Below are 19,695 nucleotides of genomic sequence, written 5' to 3'. Positions count from 1 at the left end.
CGGTCGTTTTTCAGAGACGCTGGAAACGCCCTCCGGGCAGGCGGGAAACGCGCCCTTCGAGTTCCAGCGTCAGCAGAATGGCGTAGAGCGCTTCCGGCGTCAAGCTGGTGCGCTGCACCAACGTGTCCATGTCCACAGGGTCGTGCCCAAGGTGGGTAATGATCGAGGCATCGCCGGCGTCGTCCGCCGGTGCTGGCGCGGCAGGCACAGGGGTGCGACAGGCGTCCAGGCGAAGCTCCTCGAGGATGTCCTGGGCCGACTCGACGAGCTTGGCGCCGTCCCGGATCAGGCGGTGACAGCCGCGGGCCACCGGCGAATGAATGGAGCCGGGAATCGCGAAGACCTCGCGCCCGCAGTCGGTGGCGAGGCGGGCGGTGATGAGCGAGCCGCTCTTGAGGGCCGCCTCGACCACCAGCACCCCTTTGGCCAGCCCGGCGATGAGGCGGTTGCGGCGAGGAAAGTTGTGGGCCACCGGGGGCGTGCCCAGGGGGTACTCGCTGACGATGGCGCCGGCCTCGGCGATGCGCCGCGCCAGGTCGGCGTTGCGCGCCGGGTAGATGCGGTCGGCCCCGGTGCCGATCACCGCCACCGTGCCACCGGGGCCCGCCAGCCCACCGCGATGGGCCGCTGCGTCGATGCCCAGGGCGAGCCCGCTGACGATGCCCAGCCCGCCCCGGGACAGCTCGGTGGCGAAGGCTTCGGCGTTGGCCTCGCCCTGGGGCGTGGCGCTGCGGGCACCAACCACGGCGATGGACTCACGCGACAGCAGGGCTGGGTCGCCCTTCACGTAGAGGAGCACCGGCGGGTCGGGAATCTCGAGCAGCCCCGGCGGGTAGAGGGTGTCGCCCAGGGTGAGGATGAGGTTGCCCGGCTCATCGCACCAGGCGAGCGCGGCATCGACGGCCGCGGTGGCGTCGTGCTCGAGCACCGTGCGGGCGACCGCCGCGCCGACCACGGCGGCCAGCGCCGAATGCCCGGCCGCGTAGAGGTGCTCGGGCAGGCCGAAGGCGGCGAGGAGCTGCCGCTGACTGCCCGGCGAGACGCCCGGCGTGAGCGTCAGCCGCAGCCAGGCGGCAAGCGGGTGAGGATCCGGCATGATCGAATCGGGGCAGGTGAGCGTTTGACGAGACCTTGGCGTGCGGCCCGGCGGTTGCCACGGGTACCGAACGCACGACGTCGCGCGACCCGGACCGTGCCGGGGGCTCGGTTCAAAGGCTCAGGGCTTGCGCACGCTGTCGGCAACGGCGACCGGGCCATCGTTGTCCATCACCAGGGCGTAGGCGATCCGATCGAACACCCGGAACACGAAGACGAGGCCGTAACGCTGTTCGGGCAGCTTGAACTGCTGGGGCCGGCCGACGTTGTCCTCGCGATAGAGGGTTTCGCCGCGATTGCGGTAGAGGGACAGCACATGGCCGATCTCGACCCCCTCGCGCTTGCCCAGGCTGATCGAGACCACGTTGTAGCGACCGGCCTCGGCGACGCCGTTGTAGATCGACACCACCCGGCCGTTCATGTCGTCGCTGGGGGCGTGGGGGACATAGCTGAGCAGCTCGGGCCGGCCGGCGGGGAGCAGGCGGTCGCCCTTGCCGATCTCCATTTTGGCGGCGGTGATGGTGAGACTGGCGGGCACCGGCAGGCGGACTTTCTCGTCGCTGCCGCGCTCGGCCTCGGGCTGCGGGAGGCCGGCCTCGGCGGTGACCCGGGCGCGACCGAGATAGGTGGCCTCGTAGCCCAGGATCTCGCCGGTGACCGGTTCGCGCAGCGGCTTGGCCTTGCGGTAGACGTTCCAGTTGGGCACGCCGGGCAGGATGCGGGTGGCGAACACGGTGTCGCCGGCGCCGGTGAACACGCGGCCTTCCTGGGTGGCCACGATGATGCCGGCGTCGGCATCCTGCTGGTCGTTCACCACCAGCGGCTCGGACAGGAAGGGCTGGATCGCCCGCACCGGAATGCTCTGGATCGCGCTCTTGGCGGGCTCGGAGTACACCTGCGGGAAACGCTTCTCGTAGAGCGCCCGGTCGCTGCCACCGGCGCCGATGCGCTTGCCGATCTTGAGGGCGGGGCTTGCGCCGCTGCGGTCGAGGACAACCACCTGGCCCGGATAGATGAGGTGCGGGTTACGGATCTGGTCGTGGTTGAGGCGCCAGACTTCGGGCCAGCGCCAGGGCTCCTTGAGGAACTTGCCGGAGATGCCCCAGAGGGTGTCGCCGGGCACCACCACGTGGCTGTCGGGAGCGTCGTCGGCCAGACGGATCGGGCCGTTGGCACCCGCCCCCGCCGGAACCAGGGCAGCGACGCCGATGAGGAGGGCAGATATAATGCTGCGAATCATTCGTTTTCCACTCGCTTTCGGCGGATTGCTTTGCCGCGACAAAACCGGCCGCCCGTGCGGCTGGGTTGGGCGGTCGAGTTGGCGGAGCCGGGTGCGTGCCGCGCCAAGACGCGAGCATCGCAGATTTGGCTCAAAATTCTGCACGTAAAGCGTTCATCCGGCAACATTTATGGCCCTTCTACCGATTCTCCGCTACCCCGACCCCCGCCTGCACACGCGCGCCGCGCCGGTGCGCGAGGTGAACGACGCCATCCGCAAGCTGATCGCCGACATGGCCGAAACCATGTACGAGGCGCCCGGCATCGGCCTCGCCGCCACTCAGGTGGACGTGCACAAGCGCGTCGTGGTGATCGACGTGACCGAAGACAAATCCGGCCTGCTGGCGCTCATCAACCCCGAGATCATCGCCCGTTCCGGTGAGCAGGTCTGTGAAGAAGGTTGTCTCTCGGTGCCCGGCATCTACGACAAGGTGAGCCGTGCCGAGAAGGTCACCGTGCGTGCCCTCGACCGGCAGGGCCAGCCCTTCGAGCTGGAGGCCGAGGGCCTGCTGGCGGTGTGCATCCAGCACGAACTCGACCACCTGGACGGCAAGGTCTTCGTGGAATACCTCTCCCAGCTCAAGCAGACCCGCATCAAGGGCAAGCTGGCCAAGAAAGCCCGGATCACCGCCTGATGAAAGTCGCCTTCGCCGGAACTCCCGAATTCGCCGCCGCGGCGCTGGAGGCGATCCTCGCCGCCGGCTTCGAGGTGCCCCTCGTCCTCACCCAGCCGGACCGCCCCGCGGGCCGCGGCATGCAGCTGCAGCCCAGCCCGGTCAAGCAGGTCGCGCTGGCCGCCGGCATTCCGGTGCATCAGCCCGAAAAGCTGCGCACGCCCGAGCAGCAGGCGCCGCTCGCCGCGGCCGGCTGCGACGTGCTGGTGGTGGCCGCCTACGGCATCATCCTGCCCCAGGCGGTGCTCGACCTGCCCCGCTACGGCTGCCTCAACATCCACGCCTCGCTGCTGCCCCGCTGGCGCGGCGCGGCGCCGATCCACCGGGCCATCGAAGCCGGCGACTTGGAAACCGGCATCACCATCATGCAGATGGACGCCGGGCTCGACACCGGCCCGATGCTGACGAAGCGCGTCGAACCCATCCAGCCCGACGACACCACCGGCAGCCTCCACGACCGCCTGGCGTGGATCGGCGCCGAGCTGATCGTCGAGGCCCTCGAAGCGCTGCCCGCCGGCACGCTGGTGGCCACGCCCCAGCCCGCCGAAGGCGTCACCTACGCCGCCAAGATCGGCAAGGCCGAAGCCACCGTCGACTGGACCCGCCCGGCCATCGAGATCGAGCGGGCGGTGCGCGCCTTCAACCCCTTCCCCGGGGCGCTGGCCACCCTCGACGGCACGCCGATCAAACTGTGGCGCGCCCGCGCCATCGACGCCGCCGGCACGCCGGGCGAGGTGCTGCTGGCCGAAGGGGCTGGCGTGATCGTCGCCTGCGGCGAGGGCGCCCTGTGCGTCACCGAGCTGCAGAAGCCCGGCGCCCGGCGCATGCCCGCCGCCGACTTCCTGCGCGGGATGCCGATTGCGGTGGGCAGCCGCTTCGATCCGGTCGCCGGCTGATTGAATTTTTTGCGAACTCCCCCATCTAACCCTTCGCTTTCCGCTTAACTTCGAAAGGACGGATACCCGCAATGCTCGGCAACTGGCTCAAGACCTCGATCCTGATGGCCGCGATCGTCGCCCTGTTCGGGGCGATCGGCGCCATGATCGGCGGCAAGTCGGGGATGCTCATGGCGCTCGTCTTCGGCGGCGCGATGAACGTCTTCTCGTACTGGTTCTCCGACAAGATGGTGCTGCGCATGTACAACGCGCAGGAAGTGGACGAAACCAGCTCGCCCTACCTCTACAACATGGTGCGCGAGCTGGCCGGCCGCGCCCAGCTGCCGATGCCCAAGGTTTACATCATCCACGAAGACCAGCCCAACGCCTTCGCCACCGGCCGCAACCCGGACAACGCCGCGGTGGCCGCCACCACCGGCATCCTGCAGATGCTCTCCGAGCGCGAGTTGCGCGGCGTGATGGCCCACGAACTGGCCCACGTGAAGCACCGGGACATCCTGATCTCCACCATCTCCGCCACCATGGCCGGTGCCATCTCGGCCCTGGCCAACTTTGCGGTGATGTTCGGCGGCCGCGACGAGGAAGGCCGCCCGGCCAACCCCATCGCCGGCATCGCGGTGGCCCTGCTCGCCCCGCTGGCCGCCAGCCTGATCCAGATGGCCATCTCCCGCGCCCGCGAGTTCGAAGCCGACCGGGGCGGCGCCGAGATCGCCGGCGACCCGAACGCCCTGGCCGACGCGCTGATGAAGATCGACGCCTTCGCCCGCGGCATCCCGATGCCCACCGCCGAAGCCCACCCGGAAACCGGCCAGATGATGATCATGAACCCGCTCTCCGGCGGCGGCCTGCGCGGCCTGTTCAGCACCCACCCGGCCACCGAGGAACGCGTGGCGCGCCTGCGCGCCCTGGCCCGCGCCCGCTGACCGGCCCCTCCCCCGACAAAAAAACCCGGCCACGTGCCGGGTTTTTTGTTGTCGGCCGGATGCCGCTCAGCCGATCGGCAGCACCACCCGGAAGCGGCTGCCCTTGCCCGGCGCGCTGTCCACCTCGATGTGCCCGCCGTGCTGGCTGACGATGCGGTAGGTGGACGACAGCCCCAGCCCGCGCCCCTGCCCCACCGCGCGGGTGGTGAAGAAGGGCTCGAAGACCCGCGCCCGGGTGGCCTCGTCCATGCCGCAGCCGGTGTCCTCCACGTCGACCAGCAGGTGCTGGCCCGATTGCCCGGCCCGCACCGTGATGATGCCCGGATCGCGCCCCAGCGCCCGGCCGGCGTTATCCAGCAGCGCCTTGAAGGCCTCGCCCAGCAGGGTCGGATTCACCGCCGGCCGGGGCAACGTGCCGTAGCTGCGGCGCACCTGCTGGCCGGGGCTGCGGCCCGGCGCGGTGGCGGCGATGGCGCCGTCGAGCAGGGCCTCGATCGCGGTGGGGGCGGTTTCCATCGGCCCGGGCGCCGCGAAACCCTTGAGCGCATTGACGATGTCGCCCACCCGGGCCAGCCCGCGGCTGGATTCATCCATCAGCTTGGGCAGATCCTCGCGGATGTAATCCAGGTCGGCCTCGGCGCGGGCGGCCTGCCAGGCGCCGTTGCCGGCGGCCAGCCGGTCGGCGGTGTTGACCAGCGCCAGCAGGCGCTCGGCGTATTCCCGCAGGGCGCCCAGGTTGGCCGCCACGTAGCCCAGGGGGTTGTTGATCTCGTGGGCTACGCCGGCGGCCAGCTGCCCCACCGCAGCGAGCTTGTCGGCCTCCTGCAGGCGTTGCTGGGTGTGGCGCAGATCCTTGCTGGCGGCGGCGAACTGGGCGGTCCGCTCGGCTACCCGCTGCGCCAGGCCGGCGTTGATCCGCGCCAGTTCCTGGTTGCGCTCCGCCACCAGGCCCAGCAGGCTGCGCACCGCGCCGATCAGCGCGGCGTTGCCGGGGTCGCTGCTGTGGCCGGATGCGGCGGCGTAGGCGTCGGCGGCCGGCACGCCCGCCGCCAGGGCGCGCAGCTGGCGAGCCATCGACTGGTCTGTGTCGAGGATGTGGAAGGTGAGCCAGCTGGTGACGAAGGTGTACAGCGCGGGCACCACCTGGGTCGGGTCGGCCGCCCCGCGCATCGCCTGCACCTGGGCGACGAAGTCGGCGTGGGCCCGCCGGTGGGCGTCGAGGTGCCGGGCGTCGATGCCGGCCGACTGCATCAGGGCCTCTTCGGTGGCGAAGTGATGGACGGCGTAGCGGGCCAGCCCGTCGAGCACGTGGGCCAGCTCGCCGGGCTGGATGTCCGCCCCGCCGGCGGCCCGCTGGGCCAGCGCGTTGACCAGATCGACCAGCTTGTGATGCTGGCCGTCCACCTCGCCGAAGCCGGTCTCGAAGTAGTCGGCCCACTGGAAAGGGGCAAATCGGGCAGGATGGCTCATCGGACGTCGGTCTCCCGGGGCAGCCGCTGGCTCAGGGCGGTCAGCAGGGGCTTGAGCGCGCGCACCAGCCGGGCCACCGGGCGGGCGATGCTGTCGGCGTCGCCCGCCGCGCGCACGGCTGCGCACACCTCGTTCGCCAGCTCGAACACCCGCTGCGCGCCGATGTTGCCGGCGGAGCCCTTGAGGGCGTGGGCCAGCCGCTCCACGTCGGCGACCCGCCCTTCGGCGAGGGCGTGCTCGAGCTGCGCGCCGGTGTCGGCCTGGATGCCGACGAAGGTGCGCAGGATGCGCAGGTAGGTCGGCCAGCGGCCGCGGACGATGCTCACCCCGCGGGCGCAGTCGAGCCCGTCGATGCCGGCCAGCGCCTTGCTCCAGTCGGTGACGGCAGGGTCGGCGCTGGCCGTCGGGCCGGGCTGGCCGAGCCACTTGAAGACCACCCCGTGCAGGGTCTCCGGCTCCACCGGCTTGGCCACGAAGTCGTTCATGCCCGCGGCAAAGCAGGCGGCCTGATCCTCGTCGAAGGCGTTGGCGGTCATCGCCACGATGGGAATCCCGGCGAGGGACGGCAGCTGGCGGATCCGGCGGGTCGCCTCCAGGCCGTCCATCACCGGCATCTGCATGTCCATCAGGATCAGGTCGTAGCGGCCCGCGCTGGCGAGGGCGAGGGCCTCCTGGCCGTTGGTGGCGCAGTCGATGACGAGGCCCAGGTCGGCCAGCATCTCGATGGCCACCTCGCGGTTGAGGAGGTTGTCCTCGACCAGCAGCAGGCGGGCGCCGCGCACCTGACCGGCGCCGGCGACGACGGCCGGCCGCGTGCCCGCCACCGGCAGGCTGACCCCCGGCCGGCACTGCAGGCGGGCGGTGAACCAGAAGGTGCTGCCCTTGCCGGGCTCGCTGTCGACGCCCACCTCGCCCCCCATCAGCGCGGCCAGGTGACGGGTGAGGGCGAGCCCCAGGCCGGTGCCGCCGTACTTGCGGGTGGTGGAGGCGTCGGCCTGCTCGAAGGCGCGGAACAGCCGGCCCACCTGCTCGGGGGCGATGCCGATCCCGGTGTCGCTCACCTCGAAGCGCACCAGCACGGTGTCGCCCTCGTCGGCCAGCCGCCGGGCCCGCAGGCTGACCCGGCCGCGCTCGGTGAACTTCACGGCGTTGCTCAGGTAGTTGAGCAGCGCCTGACGCAGGCGCGTCACGTCGCCGCGCAGCACCGGCGGCAGGCCGTCGGTGTCGGCCTCGAACGCCAGGTTGCGGGCCACCAGACGGTCGTGGATCAGGGAGTGGGCCTGGTTGAAGAGCGCCTCGGGCGAGAAATCCACCGCTTCGAGGTGGAGCTTGCCGGCTTCGATCTTCGACAGGTCGAGGATGTCGTTGATGAGCGCCAGCAGGTGGCTGCCGGCCTGCCGGATGCGGGCGAGGCGATCCTCCTGCTCTGCGCTGAGGGCGCTGCGCTCCAGCAGCCGCGCCTGACCGAGAATGGCGTTCATCGGGGTGCGGATCTCGTGGCTCATGTTGGCCAGGAAGGCGCTCTTGGCCCGGCTGGCGGCCTCGGCCCGCTCCGACACTTCGGCCAGCTGGGCCGTCCGTTCCGCCACCAGGTCTTCCAGGTGGTGGCGGTAGTGCTCCAGCTGCGCGTCCAGGCGCCGCATCTCGGTGATGTCGAAGAAGGTCACCAGGAAGCTGTCGCCCACCGGCGCGCCCGACACCAGCATGGTGCGGGTCTGGCCGTCCCGGCAGGCGATCTCCCGCTCCACCGACTCGACGCCACGCCGCTCGGCGGCCTCCCGCAGGCGCAGGCTCAGGCGCTGGTCCGCCACCTGCTGGCGGTAGGCCGGGTCGGGATAGGCCAGGCGCAGCCACTCGCCCACCGTCGGCACCTCGTCGCGGGTGTAGCCGAAGGTCTCGATGAAGCAGCGGTTCACGTCGCTCACGGTGTCGTCGGGGTGAACGAACCCCAGCGGCAGCGGCGCCATCTCGAAGAGCTGGCGGAAGCGCGCCTCGCTCTCCCGCAGGGCGCTCTCCTCCCGGTGGCGCGAGATGGCGATGGCCGCCAGGTGGGTGACGATGGCCACCTGCTCGTCGGCGCTGGCGTCGGGCTCGGAGGGGGTGTCGGGGTAGAGGGCGAAGGTGCCCAGCACGCCGCCCTCGCGGCTGAAGATCGGCCACGACCAGCAGGCCACCAGCCCGTGGCGGGCGGCCAGCGCCGCGTAGTCGGCCCACAGGGGGTCGCTGGCGATGTCGCGCACGATCACCGTCTGGCCGCGCCAGGCGGCGGTGCCGCAGGAGCCCACCGCCTCGCCGATGGCCACCCCGTCCACCGCCCGCACGTAAGCCTCGGGCAGGCGCAGCGCGGCGCCGTGGCGCAGATGCACGCCGTCCGGGTCGAGCAGCAGCACCGACGCCCGCACCCCCGGCAGACGCGCCTCCACGCTGCCAAGCAGCCCCTCCAGGGTCTCGGGGAGCGATGCGCCGGAGGCCACCTTCTCGAGCACCCGGCGCTGGGCGTCCAGCGACAGCTCCACCGACTTGCGGGCGCTGATGTCGGTCATCGCCCCCACGATCTCGGCGCCGCCCTCGCCGGCGGCATGGCTGCAGCGCAGCTCGTCCCGCAGCCACACATAACCGCCCCGGCCGTGGGCGAAGCGGTACTCGTGGGCAAACTGGCCCTGCTGGCAGGCAAGCCCCAGCGCGCCGGCCGCCGCGGGGCGATCCTCGGGATGGACGTTGCGCCACCACCAGCCCGGCGCCAGGCACTGCTCGCCGGTGTAGCCCAGCACGCGCTCGATGTTGGCGCTCACCGCCAGCGGCACCACCTGCCCCGGTCCGCTCACCCGCAGGCTGTAGAGCACCGTGGGGCTGGTCTCGACCAGATTGTGCAGCTGCTGCTCGGTGTCCAGCTGGAGCTGGCGGACGGCGTCCCGCTCGCGCCGGTCGCGCAGCGCGCGCAGCCCGAACAGGATGTCGCCGCCCAGCTCGGTCAGCAGGCGCAGCTCCTCGTCGTCGAAGGCGCCCTCGCCCGACGAGGCCACGAACAGCGTCCCGCCAGGGCAGCCGTCCCCGCAGAGGGGCACCGCGCACATCGCCGCCTCCGCCGGCAACCCGGCGGCCCACTGGGCGAACCGGGGGTCGGCCGGCAGCCGGCGCCACACGGCGGGGCCGCGCGCATCGGGCTCCACCGGGAAGGCATCCAGCCACTGCACATGCCGCCCCCCCGCGCCGAAGACCTTCTGCCCCGCCGGCAGCCCGTAGCCGGCCGCCCCCTCCAGGCGCACCGCGGCCAGGGAATAGCCGCCGAACTTCACCACCAGCCGGCACACGTCGTCCAGCAGGCGCACCGGGTCGGTGGCGCGGGCCAGCGCCTGGTTGCACTCGCTGATCGTGTAGAGCGCGGCGTTGGCGCGCCGCAGCCGGATCTCCGCCAGCTTGCTGTCGGTGATGTCGCTCCAGATCGCCGCGATGTGGCGGCGCTCGCCCCGCAGCCGGATGCCCCGCCCGCTCACCCGCACGTCGCGCACCGAGCCGTCCCGGCAGCGGTGGCGGGTCTCGAGCACATAGCCGGCGGGCCCGAGCATCCTGCCGATGGCCGCGGCAACCTCCTCCGGCCCCAGCCCGCAATCGATGTCCCGGATGCCCAGCCGGGCAAACTCCTCGCGGCTGTAGCCCAGCCGGCGGTGGGCCGCGTCGTTGAACTCCACGAAGCGCCCGGTCTCCACGTCCAGCAGCGCGATCGAATCCGCCGCCTGGCTGACGATGCTGGAGAAGATCGCCTCCCGCTCCTGCAGCGCCTCCCGGTCGCGCCGGATCTCGGTGATGTCCCGCCCCACATTGAGCACACCCAGCAACCGCCCGGACTGGTCGAACATCGGCGTCTTCATCACCTCGAGGACCCGCTGCTCGCCGCGGGCGTCGCGCACCGCCTGCTCATCGCGGGTGGCCACCCCGGCGTGGATCGCCTGCAGATCGGCCTGGCGATAGGCGTCGGCGTGGGACCACGGCGCCAGATCGTAATCGGTGAGCCCCACGATGGCGGCCTCCTCCGCCCCCGCCAGCCGCTCGAAGCTGGCATTGCAGGCCAGATAGACGCCGTCCGCGTCCTTCAGCCAGACCATCTCCGGCAGGGCGCGGACCAGGGTCTTGAGGAACTGGCGCTCCTGTTCGACCCCCGCGCGCTCCGGCGCAGCGGCAGCGCAGCGGGTATCGGGGCGAGGCGGAGAAATTGGGTTCAATCGGTCACCTTGTGGGGCAGGTTCGAATGCACGGCACGCCGCAACGCGCCGGCAGCGGCCGGCACGCTTTCGATCATTCACCTATAACGGCGCCCCACCCGCACAATTGAGGCCCCGCCAAGCCCCCCGCCGGCGCCCCCGAACAGGGGTAAGCCGTTGTAAATCCGTCTGTTTTCCCTATCCGGGCGATGCGCGGCGCTGTATTTTTGCAGCGCAAGGCCGTATCATTCCCGTCCCCCGATTCACCTTCTCCCGGTTTCCCATGCTCCATCCCACCCGATTCGACGTGATCGTTGTCGGCGGCGGCCATGCCGGCACCGAAGCCGCGCTGGCGGCCGCGCGGGCCGGGTGCGCCACCCTGCTGCTCACCCACAACATCGAAACCCTCGGCCAGATGAGCTGCAACCCGTCCATCGGCGGCATCGGCAAGGGGCATCTGGTGAAGGAGGTGGACGCCCTGGGCGGCGCGATGGCCGCGGCCACCGACGAAGGCGGCATCCAGTTCCGCATCCTCAACGCCAGCAAGGGCCCGGCCGTGCGCGCCACCCGCGCCCAGGCCGACCGGGTGCTCTACAAGGCGGCGATCCGCAAACGCCTCGAGAACCAGCCCAACCTGTGGCTGTTCCAGCAGGCGGTGGACGACCTCACCGTGGTGGGCGACCGGGTCACCGGCGTCGTCACCCAGATCGGGCTGCGCTTCGAGGCGCCCGCGGTGGTGCTCACCGCCGGCACCTTCCTCAACGGCCTGATCCACGTGGGCCTGCAAAATTATTCCGCCGGCCGCGCGGGCGACCCGCCGGCGATCAGCCTCGGCCAGCGCCTGAAGGAACTCGCCCTGCCCCAGGGCCGCCTTAAAACAGGCACGCCACCGCGCCTCGACGCCCGCAGCATCGACTTCTCGGCGATGGAAGCGCAGCCCGGCGACAACCCGGTGCCGGTGTTCAGCTTCCTCGGCAAGGCCAGCCAGCACCCGCGCCAGTTGCCGTGCTGGATCACCAACACCAACAGCCGCACCCACGACATCATCCGCGCCAACCTCGACCGCTCGCCGATGTACTCCGGCGTGATCGAAGGGGTGGGCCCGCGCTACTGCCCGAGCATCGAAGACAAGATCCACCGCTTCGCCGACAAGGACAGCCACCACGTCTTCCTCGAACCCGAAGGCCTCGACACCCACGAGATCTACCCCAACGGGATCTCCACCAGCCTGCCCTTCGACGTGCAGCTGGACATCGTGCGCTCCATCAAGGGCCTCGAGAACTGCCACATCCTGCGCCCCGGCTACGCCATCGAGTACGACTACTTCGACCCGCGCAACCTCAAGTCCAGCCTCGAGACCAAATCCATCGGCGGGCTGTTCTTCGCCGGCCAGATCAACGGCACCACCGGCTACGAAGAAGCCGCCGCCCAGGGCCTGCTGGCCGGCATCAACGCCGCGCTGCAGGTGAAGGGTCAGGACGCCTGGTGCCCGCGCCGCGACGAAGCCTACCTGGGCGTGCTGGTGGACGACCTCATCACCCGCGGCGTCTCCGAGCCCTACCGGATGTTCACCTCCCGCGCCGAATACCGCCTCAGCCTGCGCGAAGACAACGCCGACCTGCGCCTCACCGAAACCGGCCGTAGGCTGGGCCTGGTGGACGACGAGCGCTGGGCCGCCTTCTGCACCAAGCGCGAGGCCATCGAACGCGAAACCGCGCGCCTGCGCGCCACCTGGGCAACGCCCGCCAAGGTCTCGGCCGAAGCCGCCGAAGCCGTGCTCGGCAAATCCATCGAACGCGAATACAGCTTCTTCGACCTGCTCCGCCGCCCCGGCGTGAGCTACGCCAGCCTGATGACCCTCCCCGGTGCCCCCGAAGCCCCCGAGGCCGACCCGCAGGTGGTCGAGCAACTCGAGATCGCCGCCAAATACCAGGGCTACATCGACCGCCAGCAGGACGAAGTCGCCCGCCAGCTGGATTCCGAAGCCACCCGCCTGCCCGCCGGGCTCGACTACACCACCGTCCGCGGCCTGTCGAAGGAAGTCCAGCTGCGCCTCAACCAGCACAAGCCCGAAACCATCGGTCAGGCCAGCCGCATCCAGGGCATCACCCCGGCGGCCATCAGCCTGCTGCTGGTGTGGCTCAAGCGCAGCGAGCTGGCCCGCGGCCGGGAGCCGAAATCCGCATGAGCGCCACCCTCGAACAAGGCATCGCCGCCCTCGGCCTCGACCTGCCCGCCGACGCCCCCGAAAAGCTCCTCGCCTTCGCCCGCCTGCTCATCAAGTGGAACAAGGTGTACAACCTCACCGCGATCCGCGACGAGGCCCAGGTCGTCACCCATCACCTGCTCGATTCGCTGTCGGTGCTGCCCCACATCGCGGGCATCGACCGGCTGGTGGATGTCGGCTCCGGCGGCGGCCTGCCCGGCGTGGTGCTGGCCATCTGCCGGCCCGACCTGCAGGTCGATTCCGTCGAGACGGTGCAGAAGAAAGCCACCTTCCAGAACCAGGCGAAGATCGAACTCAAGCTGCCCAACTTCCGCGCCCACCACGCCCGCATCGAAGCCTGGCAGCCGCCCTACGCGCCGGAGGCCCCGGCCGGCATCGTCTCCCGCGCCTTCGCCGATCTGGCCGACTTCGTGAACCTCACCGCCCACCTCGCCGGCCCCGACACCCGCATCCTCGCCATGAAAGGCGTCTATCCCGACGACGAGATCGCCCGCATCCCGGCGGGTTTCGCCCTCGAACGCAGCGTCGCCCTGACGGTTCCCGGCCTCGACGCCGAACGTCACCTCCTCATCGTGAGACAAATCTGAGCCATGGCCCGCATTTTTTGTATCGCAAACCAGAAAGGGGGCGTCGGCAAGACGACCACCTGCGTCAATCTGGCCGCCGGCCTCGCCACCGCCGGACAGCGCGTGCTGCTCATCGACCTCGACCCCCAGGGCAACGCCACCATGGGCAGCGGCATCGACAAGCGCACCCTCGGCAAGTCGGTCTACCACCTGCTGGTGGGCCTGTGCACCGTGGCCGAAGCGCGGGTCCGCTCGGAAGCCGGCCAGTACGACCTGATCCCCGCCAACCGCGATCTGGCCGGCGCCGAAGTCGAGCTGGTCGACCTGGCCCGCCGCGAAAACCGCCTGCGCGACGCCCTCGCCCTGCACGCCAGCGAGTACGACTTCATCCTGATCGACTGCCCGCCGTCCCTCTCGCTGCTCACCCTCAACGGCCTGTGCGTGGCCCACGGGGTCATCATCCCGATGCAGTGCGAGTACTACGCCCTCGAGGGCCTGTCCGATCTGGTCAACTCCATCAAGAAGGTCCACGCCAACCTCAACCGCGACCTGTCGATCATCGGCCTGCTGCGGGTGATGTTCGACCCGCGGGTCACCCTGCAGCAGCAGGTCTCGGCCCAGCTCGAAGCCCACTTCGGCGACAAAGTGTTCAAGACCATCGTGCCGCGCAACGTGCGCCTCGCCGAAGCCCCCAGCCACGGCCTGCCCGGCGTGGTGTTCGACCGCAGCGCCAAGGGCGCCCAGGCCTACCTGGCCTTCGCCAAGGAAATGATCGCGCGGATCCAGACTCCCTGACCCCCACCATGGCACCTCCCAAACTCAAAGGGCTCGGCCGCGGCCTCGACGCCCTCCTCGCCGCCAACACCGACGACGACGCGAAGAACGACGGCGAACTGCAGGTGCTGCCCGCCAGCGAACTGTCGCCCGGCAAATACCAGCCCCGCACCCGGATGGACCCGGGCTCGCTGGAAGAACTCGCCGCCTCGATCAAATCCCAGGGCGTGATGCAGCCCATCCTGGTGCGCCCCATCGGCAGCCCGTTCGACGCCGCCCGCTACGAGATCATCGCCGGCGAACGCCGCTGGCGCGCCGCCCAGATCGCCGGGCTGCGCGAAGTGCCCTGCCTGGTGCGCGCGATCCCCGACGAGGCCGCGCTGGCCATGTCGCTGATCGAGAACATCCAGCGCGAAGACCTCAACCCCCTCGAAGAGGCCGCCGGCATCCAGCGCCTCATCGAAGAGTTCGGCATGACCCACCAGCAGGCCGCCGACGCCGTGGGCCGCTCCCGCCCGGCCGCCTCCAACCTGCTGCGCCTGCTCCAGCTGGCCCCGCCGGTGCAGGAGCTGCTGATGGCCGGCGACATCGACATGGGCCACGCCCGGGCGCTGCTGCCGCTCGATGGCGCGGCCCAGGTCGGCCTCGCCAACCTCATCGCCGCCCGCGGGCTGTCGGTGCGCGAGGCCGAACGCCTCGTGCAGGCCGAACTCAACCCCAAGGCCAAGGCGCCCACCCCGGCGCCCGACCGGGACATCCTGCGTCTGGAAGAAGAAATCGCCGACCGCCTGGGCGCGACGGTGAAGATCAAGGCCAACAAGAAAGGCGCCGGCGCGGTGACGATCCAGTTCGGCAACCTGGATCAACTCGACGGCCTGCTCGACAAGCTGCGCTGAACGCGCGGCGCGTCACGCCCTTACTCGGATTCGCCGGAAACCCCGCCCGCCAGCCGTTGCAGCTGGCGGCTCATCGCGCGCTTTTCGGCCTGACGCTTGCCCCCCGCGGTTTTGTCGTGGGGCCCGGCCTTGCGCTGCAGGGCTGGCACCACCAGCGGGTTGCGGGGCGATTTCGGCCCGCCGCCCGGCCCCTCGTCGGGGCCGCGGAACACCAGCTTCTGGCGGGTACCGAGCGTGCGGTTGGCCATGCCTCAGGCGTGGCGGTGGGCGGCTTCGGCGTGCGCCACCTCGGCCAGACTCGCCGCCTCGGTGATGCCGGAAGTCATCGCGAAGCACCCATCCAGCGGGCAGTTGCGCCCCGGCGGGCAACCGTGCTCAAGGGCACATTGACGTTGAGTCTGGTCGGTCAGGACCATCTCGCGAACCGCTTCGCAGCGGCTGATCGGGGAATCGAAGAAGCTCATGGCATCCTCCCTTCGGTTGACTTCAGTATAGCCAAAGGGTGAAAAATTACCTTGCCACAAACAGGGTTTTGTACCCCGGTTGGGTTCAGCGCTGGACGACCGAGGGCTTGAGCTTGAGGGTGGCGGCGATGCGCTCGGCGATGGAGCGGGCCTCGAAGGCCGACGGGAAGGGCCCGACGCGCAGCCGGTACTTGCCCTCGTAGGCCAGCACCGACACCGACTCCTTCAGCCACTTCAGCTCGTGCTCGACGAAACCCTTGAAGTGCTCGGCAGTGACCGCCGTGCCGAAGGCCCCCAGCTGCAGGAAGACCTCGCTGCCGACCCGCTCTGCAGCCCGCCCTGCCGGCGCGGCCGACGCGGCGGCTACGGCTGCGGGCACCGGCGCCACGGCAGCCACCGCCGGCGGCTCGACGGCCGGGCGGGCCGGCTCGGCCACCGCCACCGCCTCGGGCGCAGGCGCGGGACGCTGGGCAAGCGGAGCCGGGGCGGCCGGGGCCTTGGCCCGCCGGATCGGCGGCACCGGACGGCCCGGCTGGACGAAGGCCACGTCCTCGGGCAGCACCAGCGCGATCTCCACCTGGGCCTGCCCCTGATCCACGTAGCCCAGCTTGTAGGCCGCCGCGTAGGAGAGGTCGATGACCCGGCCCGGATGGAAGGGGCCGCGGTCGTTCACCCGCACCACGGCCGAACGGCCGTTGGCCAGGTTGGTCACCCGCACGTAGCTGGGAATCGGCAGGCTCGGGTGGGCCGCGGTCATCGCGTACATGTCGTAGGTGTCGCCGCTGGAGGTCTTGCGGCCGTGGAACATCTTGCCGTACCAACTCGCCACCCCTTTCTCGAGGGTGAGACCATTCCCGGAAGAGATGGAACCCTGCAGGGAATAATCGCTTTTTCTGATGACCGGCGCGGTCGGCAGCGCGTCGGGGGTGGCGGCGGCCCCGTCGTCGGGCAGGCCGTCGTTCTTGAACACGCCGTCGGCAAAATGGAAGCGGGGGGTAGGCTTGAGACCGGCGAGGGTGGCCTCGTCGGATCGGGCGTCCGTCGTCGTGGCGGGCGCACCGATGGCGGGGGCAGACAGCAGGAGGACGCTACTGAAGAGCGCAGGCAGCAAGCCGGCGCGACGGGAGATCGCTACAGGGGGCATGACACGTATTCCTGTTCGGGCGCGCGCCCAAGGGGCGCACGCGGGTTCAGGCACCTACCCGACGCCGGTGACGCTGGATGCTCATGAGCATCCCGACACCAAGACACAGGGTAACGAGTGCAGTGCCACCGTAACTGACAAAGGGCAACGGAACCCCCACCACGGGGAGAATTCCGCTCACCATCCCCATGTTCACAAACGCGTAGGTGAAGAAGATCAGCGTGAGCGCGCCAGCGAGAAGGCGCGAGAACAGGGTCGGGGCACCAGCGGCGATAAACAAACCGCGAAAAATCAGACAGATATAGAGTAACACCAGCACGATGGCACCGGCAAGCCCGAATTCCTCGGTGAGCACCGCGAAGATGAAATCGGTGTGTCGCTCGGGCAGGAAATCCAGGTGGGTCTGGGTGCCGTGCCCCCAGCCCTTGCCGAGCACCCCGCCGGAGCCGATGGCGATGGTGGACTGGATGATGTGGAAGCCCTTGCCGAGAGGGTCGGAGGTGGGGTCGAGCAGGGTGCACACCCGGTGCTTCTGGTATTCGCGCATCCCGGGCCAATCGACGCCGGGCTGGCAGATGGTGTCGCCCATGGCGACGATGGCGACGATGCCGGCGATGCCCACGATGGCCACCGGCAGGATCAGCCGCCAGGCCAGGCCGGCGAAGAACAGCACGTAGAAGCCGGCCGCCGCCACCAGCAAGGCGGTGCCCAGATCGGGCTGCTTGGCGATCAGCCCCACCGGCAGCAGCAGCAGCCCCGCGGCGACGAAGAAGTCGCGCACCCGCAGCGCGCCCTCGCGCAGCTGGAAATACCAGGCGAGCATCAGCGGCATGGAGATTTTCATCAGCTCGGAGGGCTGGATGCGCGCCACGCCGATGTTGAGCCAGCGTCGGGCGCCCTTCGAGACGTCGCCGAACAGGGCCACCCCCACCAGCAGCAGCACCCCCAGCACGTAGAGCGGCAGGGCGATGCTCATCATGCGCTGGGGCGGAATGCTGGCGGCCACCCACATCACCGCGAAGGCCACACCGATGTTGAGGGCCAGGGTGCCCAGGCGCTCGGGCGAGGCGCTGACCATCACCACCGTGGCAAAACCGAGCAGCAGCAGCACGATGACCAGCAGCGGGCCGTCGAGGGGCGCCAGCAGGTAGCCCGGCCACTTGCGCGGATCGAAGCGGGAGTCAATCACCGGCGCTGTCCCCGTTGTTGCCCTCGGCGCCGGGGTACTCCGGCGCGATGCCGGCCGGCAGCTTGCCCAGGAGGTAGTAGTCGAGCACCTGGCGGGCGATCGGGGCGGCGGATTCGGCACCGAAGCCGCCGTTCTCGACCAGCACCGCCAGCGCGATGGTGGGCTTGTCGGCCGGGGCGAAGGCGATGAACAGGGCGTGGTCGCGCAGGCGCTCGGCGATCCGCGCGTTGTACTTGGCGCCCTTCAGGGAGAACACCTGGGCCGTGCCGGTCTTGCCCGCCGCCTGGTAGGGGGCGCCGGCGAAGGCGCGGGTGCCGGTGCCCTCGCGGTTCACCCCCACCATCGCCCGGCGGATGGTGTCGAGGTGGTCCTGGCGGATCGGGATGGTCTTGATCGGCTGGGGCTCGATCATCCGCCGCGAGCCGTCCTTGGCGCTCTCGATGTACTTGACGAGGTGGGGCTTGAACATCACCCCACCGGCCGCCACCGTGGCGGTGGCGTGGGCGAGCTGCAACATGGTGTAGGCGTTGTAGCCCTGGCCGATGCCGATGGAGATGGTCTCGCCGCCGAACCACTTCTGCTGCTCGGGCTTCTTGAAGCGGCGCTTCTTCCATTCGGGCGAGGGCAGCACGCCGGTGCTCTCGCCTTCGATGTCGATGCCGGTGCGGCTGCCGAACCCGAACTGGGCCATCTGGGCGGCGATCAGGTCGATCCCCATGTCGTTGGCGAGCTTGTAGTAGTAGGTGTCGCAGGAGTGGACGATGGATTTGTACATGTCCACCACCCCGTGACCGCCGGCCTTGTCGTCGCGGAAGTGGTGTCCGCCGAAATCGAAGTAGCCCGGATCGGAGATGGCCTGGCTGGCGGTGCGCTTGCCGCTCATCAGCGCCGCCAGCGCCATGAAGGGCTTGAAGGTGGAGCCCGGCGGGTAGGCGCCGTTGAGGGCGCGGTTCACCATCGGGTGATTGGGGGAGTTGTTGAGCTCGTCCCAATCCTGGGGGGCGATGCCGTCCACGAACAGGTTGGGGTCGAAGGTGGGCACCGACACCAGCGCCAGCACCCCGCCGCTGCCCGGCTCGATGGCCACCAGCGCGCCGCGGCGGTTGCCGAAGGCCTTCTCGACGACTTCCTGCAGCTTGAGATCGACGGTGAGGATGAGGTTGTTGCCCGGCGTGGCGGGGGTGCGCCGCAGGGCCCGCACGGCGCGGCCGCCGGAATCCACCTCGACCTCCTCGTAGCCGGTCTGGCCGTGGAGTTCGCGCTCGTAGCTCTTCTCGAGGCCGGCCTTGCCGATGTGGTCGGTGCCGCGGTAGTTGGCGGAGTCGTCGTTCTCCTCGATGCGCTCCAGGTCGCGGTCGTTGATCCGCCCGATGTAGCCGATGATGTGGGAGCCGAAGGCGCCCATCGGGTAGTCGCGGAACAGCCGCGCCTTGAGTTCGACCCCCGGGAAGCGGTAGCGCTGGGCGATGAAGCGGGCGACTTCCTCGTCGGTGAGGCGGTTGCGGATGGGCAACGATTCGAAGCTCTTGGATTCGTCCATCAGCTTCTTGAGGCGCTTGCGATCCTTGGGCTGGATGTCGACGAGCCTGGAGAGCGCCTCGATGGTCTGCTCGAGATCGGCCACCCGCGACGGGGTGATCTCCAGGGTGTAGGCCGAATAGTTGCGGGCCAGCACCGTGCCGTTGCGGTCCATGATGAGGCCGCGGTTGGGCACGATGGGCACCAGCGAGATCCGGTTGTCCTCGGCGCGGGTGGAGTAGTAGTCGTAGCGCACCACCTGCAGGTAGAAGAAGCGCGCCGCCAGCAGCCCGAAGCACACCAGCGCCACCGCCCCGGCCACCGCCAGCCGGGCACGAAAACGGCCGAGTTCCTGCTCGGGCGTGCGGATCGTGGTCATCGG

General features: G+C 70.2%; 16 protein-coding genes. 7 read left to right on the top strand and 9 right to left on the bottom strand.

The window, feature by feature from the left end; genetic code table 11:
* Nucleotides 1–10: 10 nt before the first annotated feature.
* Both dprA and ACE3N6_RS10425 read right to left on the bottom strand, forming a co-directional pair.
* Nucleotides 11–1,096 (bottom strand): DNA-processing protein DprA, encoded by a 1,086-nt coding sequence (gene dprA / locus ACE3N6_RS10430; protein WP_374245484.1) that lies wholly within the window; start codon nt 1,094–1,096, stop codon nt 11–13.
* A 120-nt stretch (nt 1,097–1,216) separates the two neighbouring features.
* Nucleotides 1,217–2,335, bottom strand: coding sequence for a LysM peptidoglycan-binding domain-containing protein (locus tag ACE3N6_RS10425; protein ID WP_374245482.1), 1,119 nt, complete (start codon nt 2,333–2,335; stop codon nt 1,217–1,219).
* A 169-nt stretch (nt 2,336–2,504) separates the two neighbouring features.
* On the opposite strand from ACE3N6_RS10425, the gene def reads away from it, so the two are divergent.
* From def to htpX, 3 genes are all read left to right on the top strand, one after another.
* The gene (gene def / locus ACE3N6_RS10420; RefSeq protein WP_374245480.1) at nt 2,505–3,008 is read left to right on the top strand and encodes a peptide deformylase; all 504 of its coding nucleotides are present in this window, start codon (nt 2,505–2,507) and stop codon (nt 3,006–3,008) included.
* Nucleotides 3,008–3,943, top strand: a complete 936-nt coding sequence (gene fmt / locus ACE3N6_RS10415) for a methionyl-tRNA formyltransferase (protein ID WP_374245478.1) — start codon at nt 3,008–3,010, stop codon at nt 3,941–3,943. Before def ends, fmt begins: the two co-directional genes overlap by 1 nt.
* 71 nt (nt 3,944–4,014) lie before the next feature.
* Complete coding sequence (htpX, locus tag ACE3N6_RS10410; RefSeq protein ID WP_374245476.1) at nt 4,015–4,866, top strand: zinc metalloprotease HtpX; 852 nt, start codon at nt 4,015–4,017, stop codon at nt 4,864–4,866.
* Between the two features lie 66 nt (nt 4,867–4,932).
* Here htpX and ACE3N6_RS10405 read toward each other — a convergent pair whose 3' ends face one another.
* Both ACE3N6_RS10405 and ACE3N6_RS10400 read right to left on the bottom strand, forming a co-directional pair.
* Nucleotides 4,933–6,336: a bacteriohemerythrin gene (locus ACE3N6_RS10405; protein WP_374245474.1), complete on the bottom strand. Its 1,404-nt coding sequence runs from the start codon at nt 6,334–6,336 to the stop codon at nt 4,933–4,935.
* Nucleotides 6,333–10,556, bottom strand: a complete 4,224-nt coding sequence (locus tag ACE3N6_RS10400; RefSeq protein ID WP_374245472.1) for a PAS domain S-box protein — start codon at nt 10,554–10,556, stop codon at nt 6,333–6,335. The genes ACE3N6_RS10405 and ACE3N6_RS10400 overlap by 4 nt, the downstream gene beginning before the upstream one ends.
* A 262-nt stretch (nt 10,557–10,818) precedes the next feature.
* Here ACE3N6_RS10400 and mnmG point away from each other — a divergent pair, with 262 nt between their 5' ends.
* Genes mnmG through ACE3N6_RS10380 form a run of 4 tightly spaced genes read left to right on the top strand, consistent with a single transcriptional unit; the run spans nt 10,819 to nt 14,998 of the window.
* On the top strand, nt 10,819–12,723 hold the full coding sequence (gene mnmG, locus ACE3N6_RS10395; RefSeq protein WP_374245470.1) for a tRNA uridine-5-carboxymethylaminomethyl(34) synthesis enzyme MnmG: 1,905 nt from the start codon (nt 10,819–10,821) through the stop codon (nt 12,721–12,723).
* On the top strand, nt 12,720–13,349 hold the full coding sequence (gene rsmG, locus ACE3N6_RS10390; protein WP_374245468.1) for a 16S rRNA (guanine(527)-N(7))-methyltransferase RsmG: 630 nt from the start codon (nt 12,720–12,722) through the stop codon (nt 13,347–13,349). Before mnmG ends, rsmG begins: the two co-directional genes overlap by 4 nt.
* A gap of 3 nt (nt 13,350–13,352) precedes the next feature.
* Entirely contained in the window at nt 13,353–14,123 is a 771-nt protein-coding gene (locus ACE3N6_RS10385) for a ParA family protein (RefSeq protein WP_374245466.1), read from the top strand.
* Nucleotides 14,124–14,131: 8 nt separating this feature from the next.
* On the top strand, nt 14,132–14,998 hold the full coding sequence (locus ACE3N6_RS10380; RefSeq protein WP_374245464.1) for a ParB/RepB/Spo0J family partition protein: 867 nt from the start codon (nt 14,132–14,134) through the stop codon (nt 14,996–14,998).
* Between the two features lie 20 nt (nt 14,999–15,018).
* On the opposite strand, the gene ACE3N6_RS10375 is transcribed toward ACE3N6_RS10380, so the two are convergent.
* From ACE3N6_RS10375 to mrdA, 5 genes are all read right to left on the bottom strand, one after another.
* On the bottom strand, nt 15,019–15,246 hold the full coding sequence (locus ACE3N6_RS10375) for a hypothetical protein (protein ID WP_374245462.1): 228 nt from the start codon (nt 15,244–15,246) through the stop codon (nt 15,019–15,021).
* Between the two features lie 3 nt (nt 15,247–15,249).
* Nucleotides 15,250–15,462 carry a hypothetical protein gene (locus ACE3N6_RS10370; RefSeq protein WP_374245460.1) on the bottom strand — a complete coding sequence of 71 codons (213 nt, stop codon included), beginning with the start codon at nt 15,460–15,462 and terminating at the stop codon, nt 15,250–15,252.
* A gap of 85 nt (nt 15,463–15,547) precedes the next feature.
* Nucleotides 15,548–16,606: a septal ring lytic transglycosylase RlpA family protein gene (locus ACE3N6_RS10365; protein WP_374245458.1), complete on the bottom strand. Its 1,059-nt coding sequence runs from the start codon at nt 16,604–16,606 to the stop codon at nt 15,548–15,550.
* Between the two features lie 46 nt (nt 16,607–16,652).
* Nucleotides 16,653–17,795: a rod shape-determining protein RodA gene (gene rodA, locus ACE3N6_RS10360; RefSeq protein WP_374245456.1), complete on the bottom strand. Its 1,143-nt coding sequence runs from the start codon at nt 17,793–17,795 to the stop codon at nt 16,653–16,655.
* The gene (gene mrdA / locus ACE3N6_RS10355) at nt 17,788–19,692 is read right to left on the bottom strand and encodes a penicillin-binding protein 2 (protein ID WP_374245454.1); all 1,905 of its coding nucleotides are present in this window, start codon (nt 19,690–19,692) and stop codon (nt 17,788–17,790) included. The genes rodA and mrdA overlap by 8 nt, the downstream gene beginning before the upstream one ends.
* Nucleotides 19,693–19,695 lie beyond the last annotated feature (3 nt).

It is taken from the genome of Zoogloea sp. (assembly GCF_041904905.1).
Taxonomy (GTDB): Bacteria; Pseudomonadota; Gammaproteobacteria; order Burkholderiales; family Rhodocyclaceae; genus Zoogloea.
Note: the sequence above shows the minus strand (reverse complement) of the source record. Positions and strands in the feature narration are given on the sequence as shown.